The sequence below is a fragment of the Mesorhizobium sp. CNPSo 4671 genome (assembly GCF_057784245.1).
Window position 1 is genome coordinate 301,107 of the sequence record NZ_JBWLUW010000007.1, and the last position, 15,112, is coordinate 316,218.

Annotated in this window: 13 protein-coding genes and 1 tRNA gene; 11 read left to right on the plus strand and 3 right to left on the minus strand. The window is 61.9% G+C overall.

Annotation, left to right across the window (positions count from 1 at the left end; genetic code table 11):
* Nucleotides 1–81 precede the first annotated feature (81 nt).
* Both rpoH and AC04SF_RS21330 read right to left on the minus strand, forming a co-directional pair.
* Nucleotides 82–993, minus strand: a complete 912-nt coding sequence (gene rpoH / locus AC04SF_RS21325; RefSeq protein ID WP_019861619.1) for an RNA polymerase sigma factor RpoH — start codon at nucleotides 991–993, stop codon at nucleotides 82–84.
* Between the two features lie 189 nt (nucleotides 994–1,182).
* Nucleotides 1,183–2,238, minus strand: coding sequence for an RluA family pseudouridine synthase (locus AC04SF_RS21330; protein ID WP_488479395.1), 1,056 nt, complete (start codon nucleotides 2,236–2,238; stop codon nucleotides 1,183–1,185).
* Nucleotides 2,239–2,262: 24 nt separating this feature from the next.
* Between AC04SF_RS21330 and AC04SF_RS21335 the strand changes: the two genes are divergently transcribed.
* The 8 genes from AC04SF_RS21335 to AC04SF_RS21370 all read left to right on the plus strand — a co-directional run bounded on the left by AC04SF_RS21335 (nucleotide 2,263) and on the right by AC04SF_RS21370 (nucleotide 8,262).
* The gene (locus AC04SF_RS21335) at nucleotides 2,263–2,646 is read left to right on the plus strand and encodes a fimbrial protein (RefSeq protein WP_096450998.1); all 384 of its coding nucleotides are present in this window, start codon (nucleotides 2,263–2,265) and stop codon (nucleotides 2,644–2,646) included.
* A 72-nt stretch (nucleotides 2,647–2,718) separates the two neighbouring features.
* A complete protein-coding gene (locus AC04SF_RS21340; RefSeq protein WP_488479396.1) occupies nucleotides 2,719–3,126 on the plus strand; it encodes a VOC family protein in 408 nt (135 codons plus the stop codon).
* A 90-nt stretch (nucleotides 3,127–3,216) separates the two neighbouring features.
* Nucleotides 3,217–3,291, plus strand: a tRNA-Glu gene (locus tag AC04SF_RS21345).
* Nucleotides 3,292–3,465: 174 nt separating this feature from the next.
* Nucleotides 3,466–3,729, plus strand: a complete 264-nt coding sequence (locus AC04SF_RS21350; RefSeq protein WP_096450994.1) for a PilZ domain-containing protein — start codon at nucleotides 3,466–3,468, stop codon at nucleotides 3,727–3,729.
* 1,125 nt (nucleotides 3,730–4,854) lie between these two features.
* Nucleotides 4,855–5,244, plus strand: a complete 390-nt coding sequence (locus AC04SF_RS21355) for a hypothetical protein (protein WP_488479397.1) — start codon at nucleotides 4,855–4,857, stop codon at nucleotides 5,242–5,244.
* A 903-nt stretch (nucleotides 5,245–6,147) separates the two neighbouring features.
* The gene (locus AC04SF_RS21360) at nucleotides 6,148–6,729 is read left to right on the plus strand and encodes a VOC family protein (RefSeq protein WP_488479398.1); all 582 of its coding nucleotides are present in this window, start codon (nucleotides 6,148–6,150) and stop codon (nucleotides 6,727–6,729) included.
* A 29-nt stretch (nucleotides 6,730–6,758) separates the two neighbouring features.
* The gene (locus AC04SF_RS21365; RefSeq protein WP_488479399.1) at nucleotides 6,759–7,619 is read left to right on the plus strand and encodes a glutathione S-transferase family protein; all 861 of its coding nucleotides are present in this window, start codon (nucleotides 6,759–6,761) and stop codon (nucleotides 7,617–7,619) included.
* 271 nt (nucleotides 7,620–7,890) lie between these two features.
* Nucleotides 7,891–8,262: a hypothetical protein gene (locus AC04SF_RS21370; RefSeq protein WP_488479400.1), complete on the plus strand. Its 372-nt coding sequence runs from the start codon at nucleotides 7,891–7,893 to the stop codon at nucleotides 8,260–8,262.
* A 137-nt stretch (nucleotides 8,263–8,399) separates the two neighbouring features.
* Here the strand turns inward: AC04SF_RS21370 and AC04SF_RS21375 are convergent, their stop codons facing one another.
* Entirely contained in the window at nucleotides 8,400–8,615 is a 216-nt protein-coding gene (locus tag AC04SF_RS21375; protein WP_096450986.1) for a hypothetical protein, read from the minus strand.
* A gap of 324 nt (nucleotides 8,616–8,939) precedes the next feature.
* On the opposite strand from AC04SF_RS21375, the gene AC04SF_RS21380 reads away from it, so the two are divergent.
* The 3 genes from AC04SF_RS21380 (at nucleotide 8,940) to AC04SF_RS21390 (ending at nucleotide 14,968) form a co-directional block, all read left to right on the plus strand.
* Nucleotides 8,940–9,845, plus strand: a complete 906-nt coding sequence (locus AC04SF_RS21380) for a DUF2865 domain-containing protein (protein WP_488479401.1) — start codon at nucleotides 8,940–8,942, stop codon at nucleotides 9,843–9,845.
* Nucleotides 9,846–9,950: 105 nt separating this feature from the next.
* Nucleotides 9,951–10,187 carry a hypothetical protein gene (locus AC04SF_RS21385; RefSeq protein WP_488479402.1) on the plus strand — a complete coding sequence of 79 codons (237 nt, stop codon included), beginning with the start codon at nucleotides 9,951–9,953 and terminating at the stop codon, nucleotides 10,185–10,187.
* A 593-nt stretch (nucleotides 10,188–10,780) separates the two neighbouring features.
* The gene (locus tag AC04SF_RS21390) at nucleotides 10,781–14,968 is read left to right on the plus strand and encodes a PAS domain-containing protein (RefSeq protein WP_488479403.1); all 4,188 of its coding nucleotides are present in this window, start codon (nucleotides 10,781–10,783) and stop codon (nucleotides 14,966–14,968) included.
* Nucleotides 14,969–15,112: the final 144 nt, after the last annotated feature.

The following is a 15,112-nucleotide window of genomic DNA, read 5'->3' on the forward strand; positions in this document are numbered from 1 at the left end:
TCGCAACTCGGCGGCCAGGGACGAAAAAGGCGGCGCCAGTTTCCTGGCGCCGCCTTTTTCATTTTGTTGCCGAACCTGGCTTTAAGCCGCCGGTTGGGCCTCGATGGTGCGCAGCGCCTGGGTCTGGCGCTTGGCGGCGGCCTTGACGGCATCCTGCACCTTCTCGAAGGCGCGCACCTCGATCTGGCGCACGCGCTCGCGGCTGATGTCGAACTCGGCCGACAGCTCTTCCAGCGTCAGCGGCTCCTCGGCGAGGCGACGGGCCTCGAAGATGCGCCGCTCGCGCTCATTGAGCACGGCAAGAGCGCCTGACAGCATGCCGCGCCGGTTTTCCAGCTCGTCCTGCTCGATCAGCATCTCTTCCTGGCTTTCGTGGTCGTCGACCAGCCAGTCCTGCCATTCGCCGGATTCGCCTTCCGTCGCCCGGATCGGCGCGTTGAGCGAAGCGTCGCCGGACAGGCGGCGGTTCATCGACACCACTTCGGCTTCGGAAACGTTCAGCCGCGTGGCGATCTCGGCGATCTGGTCGGGCTTGAGGTCGCCGTCATCCAGCGCCTGGATCTTGCCCTTCACCTTGCGCAGGTTGAAGAACAGCCGCTTCTGGTTGGCGGTCGTGCCCATCTTGACCAGGCTCCACGAGCGCAGGATGTATTCCTGGATCGAGGCCTTGATCCACCACATGGCGTAGGTCGCGAGGCGGAAGCCGCGCTCGGGTTCGAATTTCTTGACGGCCTGCATCAGGCCGACATTGCCTTCCGAGATCACCTCGCCGATCGGCAGGCCGTAGCCGCGATAGCCCATGGCGATCTTGGCGACGAGCCGCAAATGGCTGGTGACGAGTTTGTGCGCAGCGCTGGTGTCTTCATGCTCGGCATAACGCTTGGCGAGCATGTACTCTTCCTGCGGCTGAAGCATGGGAAAGCGGCGGATTTCTTCCAGATAGCGGCTGAGGCCACCTTCGCCGGAAACGATACTGGGTAATGACTGGGCCATGATAGCGCCCCCTCTCTATTGGAGTGATGCCCCCGAAACGCGGCGGGCATGTGACGCGAGCACCCAAAGGCTCGCTCGCGACGTCACGTATATACAGGAACAAAACCAGAAAAGACAGACATTTGTTCAACACGAAACAGTGTGTCACGCTGAAGTGAACAATGCCAGTCAGGTTTTTTGATGGCTGGTTCAGAGATTGCGAAAGCCGCCGACGAGTTCCTCCATGTCCCCCGGTATCGGCGCCTCGAACCTCATGGGTAAATGGGTATCGGGATGGCGAAATGCAAGGAGCCAGGCATGCAAAGCTTGCCGGGAAAATGCCTTGACCTGATTTTTCAGCGGTTCCGGCAGCCGGTTGGTCTTGGTGCGGAAGGCCTGGCCGTAATCGGGGTCGCCGATCACCGGGTGGCCGATATGGGCCATGTGGACACGGATCTGGTGGGTGCGGCCGGTTTCCAGCCGGCATTCGACCAGGCTTGCCGTGGCGAACTCCTGCTGTTTTTCGCCAAAACGCTCCTGGACGGCAAAGTGGGTGACGGCATGGCGGGCGTCGTCGCGGCCTTCCGGCACCACGGCACGGCGCACCCGGTCGGCGGCCCGGCCGAGCGGCGCATCGACTGTTCCGGTCGGCCTCTGTGGTATGCCCCAGACCAAAGCCAGATAGGCGCGTTCGAGATCGCCGGTCCGGCCGTGATCGGCGAAGGCTTCCGACAGCGCCTTATGGGCGCGGTCGGTCTTGGCCACCACCATGACGCCGCTGGTCTCCTTGTCGAGACGGTGCACGATGCCCGGGCGGCGCACCCCGCCAATGCCGGACAGGCTGTCGCCGCAGTGATGGATCAGCGCGTTGACCAGCGTGCCGGTCCAGTTGCCGGCGCCGGGATGGACGACCAGCCCGGCCGGTTTGTTGATGACGATCAGTGCGTCGTCCTCATAGAGCACGTCGAGCGCGATGTTTTCTCCCGCAGGCGCGGCCGGCTCGGGCTCCGGCATGGCAACCGATACGCTTTCGCCCGCGCTCATCTTGCGCTTGGTTTCGTCGACCGGCTTGCCGTCAATAGAGACCGCGCCTTGCCTGATCAACATCTGCACGCGGCTGCGGGACATATCAGGGCCGAGGCTGGCGGCCAGCCATTGGTCGAGGCGCTGGCCAGCCGCATCCGGTCCCGCCACCAGCACGGTGGGCGCTGCCGCGATGAATTGGTCCTCTATCAATTCAGGGGCCTCTTCGTTATGAGCGCTCATTGAAAAATTCCGGAATGTTTTGCCATGGCCAGCCCGATTGCCGACGAAGACCAGGAGAAGCCGCTCGACGCCGAAGCTGAAAAGGTGCGCAAGAAGCTCATCCGCTTCATGGGCATCAATCTCGGCCTGCTGTTTGTCGCCCTTATGGTGGTGATCGGGGCCCTTGTCTACAAAGCGCGCAACGCTCCGCCCACAAGTGCGCAACTGGCCGGCGATATCCAGGCACCCGCCGGCGAGCCGCTCAGCGGCGACATCGTGCTGCCGGTCGGCGCCAAAGTGGTCAGCCAGTCGCTGTCCGGCAACCGCATCTCGATCGACGCCGAGCTCGCCGACGGCGGCCGTGCGATCTTCGTCTACGATATCGCAGAGCGCCGTCTGATCGGCCAGTTCGCCATTCGCAACAAATGACCGGCCGCAACACTACGACAAACAAGTTTGTCGCAGAAATGACCGACCGCAACCAATGAACAGGCCTCAGGCATGAAAGGCTTCGCCGAACATCGCCGTGTCGCAACCGTGGCGCTGGTCGTCGCCAATTATGACGAGGCGATCGCCTGGTATGTCGGGCTGCTGGGTTTCCTGCTTCTCGAAGACGTCTATCTCGGTGGCGGCAAGCGCTGGGTCACGGTCGCGCCGGCCAACGGGCAAGGCGCCAGGCTGCTCTTGGCCGAGGCGTCCGACGAGGCGCAAAGGCAAAGCATAGGCAACCAGACCGGCGGCCGGGTTTTCCTGTTCCTCGAAACCGATGACTTTGCCCGCGACCATGCGGCGATGCTGGCAAAGGGCGTCGAATTCCGCGAGGCGCCGCGTTTCGAGCCCTATGGCACGGTCGCGGTTTTCGCCGATCTTCACGGCAATCTCTGGGACCTGATCGAGCCCAAGCGGTAACCTGTGGGCTGCTTTTCCCTCGCTGCAGTAAAGCCGTCGAACCCCAGTTGCTTTTTCCCAGCCGTCAGCCTATATCGCCGGTTCTTGAACGCGCCCATCGTCTAGCGGTCAGGACACCGCCCTCTCACGGCGGGAACAGGGGTTCGATTCCCCTTGGGCGTACCAGAGATTTCAAGCACCTGCAAAAACCGTCAAATATGCCTTCCGTGGGGGGCATTTTTGCACCCATCGAGCCGCATACGCCCCATTCGCCCGATGGCTCCGGCCGGCGGGCTTTTTGGTTTTGGGAACTATTTCAGCGCAAGCTAAATGAATCGCGGTGTTTCGAGGAATGAGACCATGAGCAGCGGCCCTGACGATCCGCCAATTGAGCGGCGCTCGCATCCTCGGAGTGCTGTCCTAAAAGACGGGACCATCATCACTGAAGATGCGACCATCCGGTGCTCCGTCAGAAATCAGCACGCTCACGGTGCCGAGTTACGAGTGGATCCGGGCGTGGTTATTCCTGACCGGTTCGTTCTTCACATCCCCGCGGATGACGCTAGATATCGAGCCGTCGTGCGGTGGAGAAAAAACGAGCGGCTTGGTGTGCAGATCTATTGAAACAGGATGCGGACAACGGCTGTGGCTAAGAGGACAGCTCTAAACTGCCGGCAAGGATCGTGATCCGGGGCTAGGCCATGGAATACTTCGACCGGGATCTAAGCCAAAAAAGGCTTACCCAAATAGCGATCGGTTCGGAGAGGACGGCCGGCTCATTTACAGTGCCTATGCCGCCGCAGACGGAAGGCCAGTCAAACGAGGCAAGCGCCGCCGCCTGCCGTTGCTTATCAGCGGAGCGTCGGTAGCCGCCATTGTGGGTCTCTTGATGTACTTGATAGGGGCTGGCTAACCAGCCAGCGCATGCCCACCCTTTTCATCAAAGTCTAATGTTTGGGACAGCGCACTGGAAAGCACGTGCGGTAACTGTTGATTCAACCATTGCTGGTATTCTAGACGAGTGTGGTAGCGGCTCCGACAGTGCGGCGGGGGCTGGATTGCCGGAGCCGCCTGCGCGGTCAGGTTGGGGTTGACCGCGCTGTTCCAAAATAGGACAGCGCGGTCAACGATTCGTTAAAATTTCGCGGACCTAATTAAGTTCACGCTAATGAACTGCAGTTTGCGAGTCGGTGCGATTTCTGGGAAAAAGGGCACATAGAGCAGGTCTTCGCTCCTAGGCCTTTTGTTTTGCTGCCCTGTAGTCAGCTTCCCACGGCAATGCGTCAAAGTCCGGCTTGAGCCCACCAGCGCGGTAGGCTTCCTGGGCCATGTAATTGCATTTGGCCTTCTCCAGGATGCAGGCGAAGGGCGGATTTCCTGGGCAACGGTAAAGGCCTACTGCTTCCACCTTAGAAATTCTCCGCGAATATCTCAGAATGGATTCCATGGCTGGCTACGCATGTCGTCCTTCGTTGTGATGAAGGCTCAAGGACTTGGCACCGAGGCCCGGTGCACAGTTGGGCGCGGGCGACAGGCTTGTAAAACCCCGATCCCCGAGAGAATCAATTTGAACAGGCGCGTCAACCATGTGTCTGGTCGGACTCCCAGCTGTCGATCGTTTCAAGTCGTTCACCTTGCGCGAGGAAGGCGCACGGATGAAGATGGCAGCCCGCAAGGCTTCCTCGGTCGTATCGATCGAACAAGACCTGCGCCGACGTCCAAGGGCCCGCCAAGATAGATGTTGCCTTCATGATTGACCCACCCAAGCGTCAGGATCCCGATGAGGCCATCGAGCCGGGTCTTCAGGCAATCGAGGCGCGCAGAGTTCCCTTGCCCGCCGGCTACCGACAGGGTGTGATCTCGGCGATCACCGTATTGCTGGGGTTTTCGCTCCTCTTCCTGCGGTATTGGAATTTCGAAGCTGATGGCGGATGGACGGCTGCCTCGATCCTGGCGACGCTCCTGCTCGCGCTCGCTATCGTCCTGCAACTCGTCGCACTGTGGCGTTCGCTGCTCCCGCGCGACGACGACGAGCCGGTCTATCAGGTCACGCTGCGCTGGTTCCTCGCCTCGATCATCGCTCTCCTTGCGGGCGTGCTGCTGGCCGGGCTGACCGCTTCGCACGTCTTCAATCTTTGATCGGGCTGCGCGACCAACCGCTGTTACGCCGCAAGGTCGTCCTGTTGACTGCACGGAAAGCCCCGCCGACCGGGAGTCAAGCGGGGCCCTTGGAGTAGCCGCAAAAGGGGACTGGCTTCGGACTACTCATTGATCCGTAGGATCATCTTCAATGTAGTCCTCAGGATGAGATGGCGCATCGGCCGAACAGATGAAGGAAACAGCCCTATCCATTTCGTGGCCATCCTCTCAGCGCGTAGAGAGGGCCTGGACAACACTCGGGCACGCACCCGTGCGGATCGCGTTTGGCCGGGAGGGATTGGCGAGGCCCGCGAAAGCGCGGCGGCCCGCGTGCCCCGAATACCCCCAATTTAAGTCAGGCCGCGACGCTTGAAAGCGCAACGATCCCTGTTACTTACGGCGCGGGGGTAGCATCCGCGGCTACGTGGATTTTGGGTTGGGTAGAGTTGGAATGGCGTCAGAGAAGATGATTTGCTCGCGCTGCCATGGCGGCGGCAAGGTTTTCGATTGCTCGAGATGGTCTGCGTCGAAAGGGCATTGCTGCCCGCAAGGGACGCACCAGATCAGTTGCCCGGGGAAGACCATCGCGTGCGCCGAATGTGGCGGCCTGGGGATGCTGGTGGAAGCTGAGCTCAAGGCCGTCGCGTAGCCGCCGCTTCGATAAGGACGCGATGAGGGCGGCTTCCGCATTGCGATCGCGTCCGCCATCTCTTGGATACGTCCTGCAGGCTTTTACGGCCAAGAGCGGTTTCACCGTTGCAACGATAGGGCTCGCCGCTGGCGCGGCGGGGCCGATTGCATTAGCATCACGTCATGGATTTCGAGGCACGGCTCAAGCGGCACAGAGAATGCCGGATGCCAGGCGGATCCTGACGGGCAATCGAGGCCACGGGGAGAAGGCCAATGCAGAAGCTGCAAGCGCAGGGCGTTCACCACATCACGCTGGTCGGCGCCGGGCGCCAGACCTCGATCGATTTCTGGGAAGGCGTGCTCGGCATGCCGTTCATCTTCGAGCAGCCCAACCTCGACAAGGCCAGCGAAAGCCATCTCTATTTCGATCCGGGCGACGGCCGGTTGATCACCGTCTTCACCGATGAGAGCCGCACGCCGCAGAAGCGGCGCACGCCGACGGATCCGGGCTGCGTCCACCACATCGCGTTTGCGGTGTCGCGTGTCACCTTCCTGCAGGCAGTCGCCCGGCTCGATGAGCGCGGCATCAAGCACAGTGGCGTCAAGGATCGCGGCTTCATGGATTCGATCTATTTCGAGGATCCGCTTGGCCTGCTGATCGAACTCGCCTCCTATCGCTTCGAGCCGCCGGCGGGTTTCACCCATGCGGACGTGCTGATGCAGGCGCACAGGCTGCGTGTCGGACGCGGCAATTACAACATTGCCGAGGTGCATCTCGCCGACGCGATCCAGGCGCTTGTCGAGAGCTCGCGTGCGACCTTGTCGGACGACCGGACGCCGAAGAATCCATACTGACGGCCAACAAAAACACAGGGAGGATAATAATGGCAAAGACAGTGAAGAACGCTGGGAAATCGGCTGCCCGGGCAAAGCCGAAAGCCGCCGCTACGGCAAAAGTGGCGGCGAAGCCGGCGGTGAAGACAACCGCGAAAGCCGTTGCCCAAAAGTCGGCGCCGAAGACCGCCAAGGCCAAGCCGGCGAAAAAGCCGGCGCTGAAGCTCAGCATGCTGAAGCCGAGCGTCAACAACATGACGGTGCGGGTGTTTGCCCGCGCGGCCGGGTTCGACGCCGCCGAGACCGACGCCTGGGGCCACACGCGTTCGCCTGAATATATGGCACGCAATCCGGCGCATCTGACACCGATGATCGAGGACAAGGGGTTGCCCAGGGGCGTGCTGTGGGAAAGCTGCGCCATCATGCAGTACCTCGCCAACAAGCACGGGCTGGAGAAGTTCTATCCGAAGGCGCCGGCCAAGCGGGCGATGGTTGACAGCGCCATGTTCTACCTGATCGGCACGCTCTACCCCTATGTGGCGCGCGCGACCTACCCGGCGCTGGGGTTCCCGCAATATGCCGGCGAGGTCGGCCACAGCGATGCTCATCCCGACAAGAAGTCGGAAGCACAGAAGGCCGCGATGGCCGCGATCGCCGAGCCGCTCGAAGTCTTCCACTCCTTCTTCAGGGACGGCAAGCCGTTCATCGGCGGCAAGAACCCGTCGATCGCCGACATAAGGCTGGCGGCGACGCTCGAGTTCCTGGCGGTCATCGACTACCCGCTGCCCAAATGGGCGAAGGAGTATATGGCGGCAATCGAGAAGAAGCTCGGCAAGGCCTACTCCGAGCCGGCCGGCGACGTGCGTGGCTACATCGCCTATGTGAGGTCGCAGGCAAAGGCTTCAGCTTAAGGGTTCGTTAACCAAAGCCCTGTCTACTGGCAGGAATTCACCGCGCGACCACGGATGTACTGGCGCACGATCGGTGGAAGGAAAGGTCGGCTCCGTGCCGGCCTTTTTGCTTTTTTCGGGCCTTGTGCCGGCACATCGCGCAACGGTGATCAGCCAACGCCAGAGCATCAACTTTTCGCATCGGGATATTGTCATCGCCGACGCTGGCTCTAACATCGCTTCCAACGGATTCGGCTTGGAATGCCGACCTGGAGTGAGATGAGGGCTTGCGATGAAATGCGTGGCGGCAATGCTGATGATCGCCGGTGGAATGCTGGCTGGGACGCTCCTCCCTTCGCAAGCCGCGACGCTCAACACAATGGATGATGTCGGGGACGCGATCCAAGCGTGCTGGACACCGCCGGCGGACGCCGGGAATTCGACGGTAACCCTGAGCTTCAGCTTCAAACGCGACGGCTCTCTGATTGGTCCGCCACGGCCAACCGCCGCCAAGGTCGCCGGCGATGACAAGGCGCGGAAGGCGTTCATCGACGCGGCCATTGCCGCCGTCAAGAATTGCACGCCCCTGCCTTTTTCATCGGCTTTGGCGCAAGGCATTGGCGGCAACGTCTTCACGTTGCAACTGGTTTCTCCGAAGAAATAGCTATCTTGCCGACCTTTCCGCGAGAAAGGGAGGCAATTGACTGTATGTCCCTGACGTCCATGGGCGAGGGAAAGCTTTCGGACAGATTGCCTGGTAAGGCTTGCGCCTCCGCCAGGCCGGCTTCCATAACCAATTGCTCAATGGCTCAGGCGCCGAACCTCGGCATGCCGTGCCAGATCCGGTGTCTCGAACACGTAGTCGCTCCAGGCCGATTCCGGGATCTGTCCGGCCAGATAGCACTCAAGCAACAGGTTTTGCTCGGGATTGAGCGGTCGTGGCGCGCGCTCGTGATCCAGCCCGAGAGAATGGAAAATGTTTCTTGTCAGTTCCGATACCGTGAAGTGGATCGACATCTGCGTTCTCCTCTGCCCATCAACGCGGCAGTCAGGCGAAGGTTTCAAGGTCAGGTGCCGGTAACGCCGGATTGATCGTTCGCCAGAGCCTGTGGCCAAGCGCTTTCGACAGCCGCCGGACTGGCCGCATTTGTTTTCCGGTTCGTCTCAATCTTGAAATAAAAATGTAATATCGAATTTACAGGGGTCATTCTATTACAATAGATGAAGGTCTGTCTTAGGTCATAACTCTTATAGTATTAGATATAGCTCATTTAGTCGAAGATTACCAAAGTCGAAAGAATGTGATGCCGGTCCGTCGGCAACAAGGACAATGTTGTCCCGATGATCCGTATCTGGTCTCTCATGATGATCGCGCTGGTGACGGTGGTTTCCTCTGCACTCGGTACGGCGTCTTCCTATGCGGATAGTTGCAGCGCGATCAGAGGTCAGTTGCTTTCTGGCGGCCGCGGTGGGGGCACGAGCCCCGAACTGGCGCAGCTGCGCCGCCAGCTTGCGGCGATCCAGGGCCTGGAAAGGCAACGCAGATGCACAGCGCAAAGCGCCACGGGCGGCTTCTTCAATGCGTGCGCCGACCTTACCAGAAACCGCACGGAGGTGCAGCGCCAGATGGCGGCCGCATCCAATTCCGGCCGAGACATTTCGGGCCTGCAGGCGCGGCTCGCGGCGCTCGGCTGCACGTCCGGGGCGAAGGAGCGCCCGGCGCCGAAGACCCAGTCCGGCGGAGCGATCTATGCCGGCAATGCGATGCTGTTTTGCGTGCGCCTGTCGGATGGCTATTTCTTCCCCGCGCCAAAGTCGCAATTTGCTGGCAGCGACGATGTCAAGGATATGGCCGATCAGTGCCGTTACATCTGCGATGATCCGGCCGTCGATCTCTACACGCTCAGTGATGCCAGTCTTGAAACCGAAAAGATGGTCGCGCTCGATACGCGCAAACCCTATACCGAACTGCCGTCGGCTTTCCGCTACCGCGACGACGCCAATTTCAAGGCCTGCGATGTCAAGCGCTACTACCAGCGCGTTGCCGAATTGCGGGCAAGGACGGTGACGCCGACAAACATGACCAACGCCGTCATTCCTTTGCCACAGCCAAAGCCAGATTTCGGCAACGTCGCGGCGATCCCGCAATCCGGCACAGAGACCGCAGGTGTCGCCCAACTGCAGTCGATCGCGGCCGGCAAGCGGCCGGTGCGCGTGGTCGGCCCGGCCTTCTTCCCGGCTGAATGACCACTGGTTGCGACGATGCTGCCGCTTGCAGGGCTACGAGCCTGATCTGACTGGAACAGCGGCGTGCTCCCGGCGTTGTGATCGACACCAGCCAGGAGAGACGCCATGGCCACGTTCAGGGAAATGCGGGTTCTGGAGATCGTCGAAGACGGCTCCCTGACCAATGACGAGAAGATCGCCGAACTGCGTGAGATCGAATCCGAGGCGCGCGGCCTGCAGCGGGCCGCGTCAGAGAGCCCGATGAGCGACGATGACGGCTGGCAGGACGATCTGCGCCAGGTTCGTCTTGCGCTCGACAAGCTGGGCGCAAAGGAACCGAAGAAGGGCGCGGCATCGCTGTAGGGCCTGTCCTCTGTGAGGCTCTGGCGGGCAGCTTCCCTGAATTGCTCCTATTCGCAGACCATGCGAACCCGTTGGCCTGGCGCGCTCACGTTCCTGCATGCCAATTGCTTTTGCGAATCCGAGTCCGAGGGCGGGGGAGGCGGCGGCGAAAATCTCGTCTGGTGCCGTCTATGCACGGCAGGCCTCAAAACCCTGCGGTCAGAAAGTCGTCCGGGTGGCGGCTGTGGCGGAACTGGAAAGGCGCCGCTGTCGGCCGGCGGGGCGTAGTCGATATTGGGTGGCGGCCGGTCCCAGAAGCGCCTGGCGTCGAGCGGCCGCGGAATGATCACCGTGCCGTCATAGCTGCGCGAACAGCCACTGCCAAAAAGCAGCACCACGCCCAGCAAGAAAGGCCCTATCCGTCCGATCATAAGCAACACCCCTGCACGGGCTTATAACGCGGCCTTGGTCCGCCCGACAACCGGACTGAATAACGCAGGAGGAACGCGGTGGTTGCGCCGTTAAGGTTAGCGGATCGTTAATGCTTCTCGGGCACATTCCGCCGACGAACCGCGGAGGGAGGGTTCGGCCTTGATTTTCGGGGTGGGGACAGCATGGCGGAAGCGGACGAAGCAATCGGCGCGCGCGGCAAGCGTGGGCTTGGCATGGCGGTGCATCGCGGCGATGCGTCACCATGCGCGGACATGGATTGCGCAGATATGGATTCGACCGACGCGCTTCGCCAACTGGTCGAGGCAGGCTCGGACTGGGTCTGGGAGACCGACGCCGAACTGCGGTTCTCCTGGCTTTCCCCCACCTACCAGGCGGCCACCGGCATCGATCCGGCCGATGTGCTTGGCCGGTTCCGCTTCGATTTCCTCAGCCCGGTCCTGAAGGGCAACCACAGCGCGGCAGCGCATCTGGAAGATCTGCAGGCACGCCGGCCGTTTCGCGACTTCGTCTACGAGCTGAAGGGAGGCGGCGCCGACTGCCGCTGGGTGCTGACGTCAGGCTTTCCAAGGTTTGACGGCGAAGGAAAATTTGTCGGCTATCGCGGCATAGGCCGCAACGTCACGGCACTGGCCAGCGCCTTCGAGACCGTGGAGCAGAACCCATTGTCGGGCAGCGAACCAGACCGGCATCTTGCCGATCTGGAACGGACGATGGACGCCATGCACATGGGCGTCGTGCTTCTCGATGCCAAGCTCGACACACTGATCGTCAACAGGGCCTATCGCGACCTGTCGAGGATTCCGGAGGATGCCGTGACCGTCGGCGCTCCGTTCAGCCAGTTGATGGAACTCAACCGCCGCAATGGCATCTATGGCGACATCGACGAACAGCCGTGGCAGCGCTACCTCGCCACCCGTATCGACGAGATTCGCGCCGGCTCCGTCGCGCCACGCGAATTTGTCCATGCCAACGGCAGGACGATGATGTTCTCGGTGACGGCGCTGTCCGGTGGCAAGCGGCTATTGACCTACTATGAGGTCACCGAACTCAAGCGTCGCGATGCCGAGATCGAAAGCGCCAACGCCAAGATCGCCGAGACATTCGTCAATCTGCGCACCATGGTCGACGAGATGCCGATTGGTGTTCTCGTCCTCGATGCCGATATGCGTGCCGAAGTCATCAATCGCGCCTTCTATGATTTCTGGAGGATCGATCCCGACCGCGCCGGCATCGGCTCGGCCTTCCGCGAGCTGATGGAAGCCAGCCGCGGCATCGACCCTTTCGGCGCCGACGACGCTGCCTGGCAACGCCACACCGCCGAGCGCGAAGCCGAAATCAGGGCCGGCATCGCCGGCTCCCGACAATTGCCGCACAATGACGGGCGCACGCTTGTCGCATCGCTGGCACCGCTGCCTGGCGACAAGCGGCTCATTTCCTATGTCGACGTCACCGACATGAAGGGCCGCGAGACCGAGGCACAGGATGCGCGCAAGCATCTCGCCAGCGTGCTGGAATCGCTGCCGGCCGGCGTCATCATCTACGACCGCGACGACAAGTTCGTCTTCGCCAACCGCAAGCTGCAGGACTCGCTGCCGGCGCTGAAGCCCGTCTGGCAGCCCGGCTGTAGCTTCCGCGAGGCGCTGGAGTTCGGCCATGCGGTCGGCTATTTCCGCTCGTGTGGCGATCCCGAGCTCGACAAGCTTTACGACGTCGACACCGAACGCTGGGCCGACGGCGTGCTGGCGCGCTACCATCTGCCAAATTCGTCCTACGAGCGCCTCAATGCCGATGGTCGCTGGTACCAAGTCTACGACATGCGCACCGAGGACGGCACGTTTATCGGCGTGCGCGTCGACATCACCGACATCAAGAGCCGCGAGGCGGCGCTGCGCGACTCGATGCGCCAGATCGATCTGTTCCGGCATGTCATGGACGAGCTGCCGGTGGCCGCCTTCATCAAGGCGCAGGATCTGAGCATCGAATTCGTCAACAAGGCCTGGTGCGCGATTACGGGCCTTGCCAAGGAAGACGTCATCGGCCGGACCGACCGCGAGCTGTTCGGCACGCAAGACGCGGAAAGCTACAGCCATGACGACACCGAGGTCGTCGTAACCGGCAAGGGCCTCGAGGTCGAGGAGCCCGTCACCCATCGCGACGGTACGGTGCGGCAGTTGATGACGCGCAAGAGCCGCCTGGTGGCCATTGACGGATCGGTGCATCTGGTCGGCTCCAGCACCGATATCACCGACGTCAAGGCGCGCGAGCGGGCTCTGGAAGAGAGCATGCGCGAGAACGAGGTGTTCCGCAGCCTGATCGACAATGTACCGGTGTCGATCTACGCCAAGCGCTCCGACCTCAGGCAGTTCTATGTCAACAAGGGCTGGTGCGATCTGACCGGTCTCAGCAGGGAAGATGCGATCGGCAAGACCGACATCGAGATTTTCGGGCCGGATGGCGAGGCTTTTGTGGCCGGCGATCTGGCGGTGCTGCGCACCGGCGACACCCAGGAGATCGAAGAGAGCGTGACACTCCCCGACGGCAGCGTCAGGCATCAGTTCGCGCGCAAGGGCGCGATGATCGCGTCGGACGGTTCGCTCTACCTGATCGGATCGACCACCGACATCACGGAACTGAAGATGCGCGAGGCGGAACTCAGCGAGGCGCGCCAGCGCGCCGTGCTCGCCGACCGCGCCAAGTCGGAATTCCTCGCCAATATGAGCCATGAGATCCGCACGCCGATGAACGGCGTGCTGGGCATGGCCGAACTGCTGGCCAAATCCAATCTCGATCCGAAACAGAAGACGTTCACCGACATCATCGTCAAGTCGGGCAACGCGCTCCTGACCATCATCAACGACATCCTGGACTTCTCCAAGATCGACGCCGGCCAGATGGTGCTCGATCCGGCGCCCTTCAATCTTGCCGAGGCGATCGAGGATGTGGCGACGCTGGTGTCGACGCGGGCCAAGGAAAAGGACCTCGAACTCATCGTGCGCGTCGAGCCGAGGCTCGAAAGCCTGTTCATCGGCGATGTCGGGCGCATAAGGCAGATCGTCACCAACCTGCTCGGCAATGCGGTGAAATTCACCGATGAAGGCCATGTGCTCGTCGATGTGACCGGCGAGAGGGTCCCCGCCGGAACCAGGTTGACGATCTCGGTCACCGACACCGGTATCGGCATCCCTGAGGAAAAACTGAAACTGGTGTTCGAAAAATTCAGCCAGGTTGATACCTCCTCGACACGGCGGCACGAGGGCACCGGGCTGGGCCTTGCCATCACCTCACGGCTGGTCGAATTGATGGGCGGCGAGATCGGCGTCGAGAGCGCCGAGGGCAAGGGCTCGACCTTCTGGTTCACCGTGACGCTGCCCAGGGCGGGACAGCAGAACGGGCAGCGCATCATGCCGGTGGACGTGACGGGCTCACGCGTGCTGATCGTCGACGACAATGCCGTCAACCGGGCCATCCTGACTGAGCAGATGACCTCGTGGACGTTCGATTCCTGTGCGGCCGAAAGCGGCGCCGAGGGTCTCAAGGTGCTGATCGCCGCCGCCGCCTATGGCGTGCCCGTCGATTGCGTCGTTCTCGACTACCAGATGCCCGAGATGAGCGGCGCCGAAATGGCGCGCATCGTGCGCAACACCGAAGGCCTTGCCGACACGCCGATCATCATGTTGACCTCGGTCGACCAATCGCTCGCCAACACCAGCTACCGCGATCTCGGCATCGACGCCCAGCTGATCAAGCCGGCGCGCTCCTCCGTGCTCCTGGAGACGCTGGTGGCGACCATCCAGCGCCATCGCCACACCACGGACGGTCCGGTCCAGCAGCTTGCGACCGAGAGGCTCGATGCTCCCCAGCGGCCGCCGGCGGCGCTGTCTGAGCAACGCGCGCAATTGCAGCCGCCGCCGGTTCGCCCGAGGCTGCCTGCCACGGGCGGTGGCGGGCACAGGCTGGATATACTCGTGGCCGAGGACAATGAGGTGAACCAGATGGTCTTCACCCAGATACTCGGCGAGACCGGCTATGGTTTCGAGATCGTCGGCAATGGCCGCAAGGCGCTCGACGCCTTCGGCAAGCTCAATCCGTGCATGATCCTGATGGATGTGTCGATGCCGGAGATGAGCGGGCTCGAGGCGACGGCCGCGATCCGCCAACTGGAGCAGGAAACCGGCACGCATGTGCCGATTGTCGGCGTCACCGCGCATGCGCTCAAGGGCGATCGCGAACGCTGCCTGGAGGCGGGCATGGACGATTACCTGCCCAAGCCGATCAGCCCCAGGGCCTTGCTGGAGAAAGTCGAGCGCTGGCTCGGCGCCAGCCGCCAGGTCCAGCGCAACGCGGGATAGCACCCGCGTCGCCCGGTCCCAAGGATCGGAAGAGGCAAGCCGAGGGAATCAATCGCCGATTTGCTGCTACCGCTGCGTGCAATGCCTATGGTGCGATCGCACCATACCAAAGGCGGCGCCGAGCCGGAACAATAGCAAAATCGA

Bases quoted from the DNA above. Each gene is read 5' to 3' on its own strand.
- rpoH (WP_019861619.1), bottom strand. From the start codon at position 993: ATGGCCCAGTCATTACCCAGTATCGTTTCCGGCGAAGGTGGCCTCAGC.
- AC04SF_RS21330 (WP_488479395.1), bottom strand. From the start codon at position 2,238: ATGAGCGCTCATAACGAAGAGGCCCCTGAATTGATAGAGGACCAATTC.
- AC04SF_RS21335 (WP_096450998.1), top strand. From the start codon at position 2,263: ATGGCCAGCCCGATTGCCGACGAAGACCAGGAGAAGCCGCTCGACGCC.
- AC04SF_RS21340 (WP_488479396.1), top strand. From the start codon at position 2,719: ATGAAAGGCTTCGCCGAACATCGCCGTGTCGCAACCGTGGCGCTGGTC.
- AC04SF_RS21350 (WP_096450994.1), top strand. From the start codon at position 3,466: ATGAGCAGCGGCCCTGACGATCCGCCAATTGAGCGGCGCTCGCATCCT.
- AC04SF_RS21355 (WP_488479397.1), top strand. From the start codon at position 4,855: ATGATTGACCCACCCAAGCGTCAGGATCCCGATGAGGCCATCGAGCCG.
- AC04SF_RS21360 (WP_488479398.1), top strand. From the start codon at position 6,148: ATGCAGAAGCTGCAAGCGCAGGGCGTTCACCACATCACGCTGGTCGGC.
- AC04SF_RS21365 (WP_488479399.1), top strand. From the start codon at position 6,759: ATGGCAAAGACAGTGAAGAACGCTGGGAAATCGGCTGCCCGGGCAAAG.
- AC04SF_RS21370 (WP_488479400.1), top strand. From the start codon at position 7,891: ATGAAATGCGTGGCGGCAATGCTGATGATCGCCGGTGGAATGCTGGCT.
- AC04SF_RS21375 (WP_096450986.1), bottom strand. From the start codon at position 8,615: ATGTCGATCCACTTCACGGTATCGGAACTGACAAGAAACATTTTCCAT.
- AC04SF_RS21380 (WP_488479401.1), top strand. From the start codon at position 8,940: ATGATCCGTATCTGGTCTCTCATGATGATCGCGCTGGTGACGGTGGTT.
- AC04SF_RS21385 (WP_488479402.1), top strand. From the start codon at position 9,951: ATGGCCACGTTCAGGGAAATGCGGGTTCTGGAGATCGTCGAAGACGGC.
- AC04SF_RS21390 (WP_488479403.1), top strand. From the start codon at position 10,781: ATGGCGGAAGCGGACGAAGCAATCGGCGCGCGCGGCAAGCGTGGGCTT.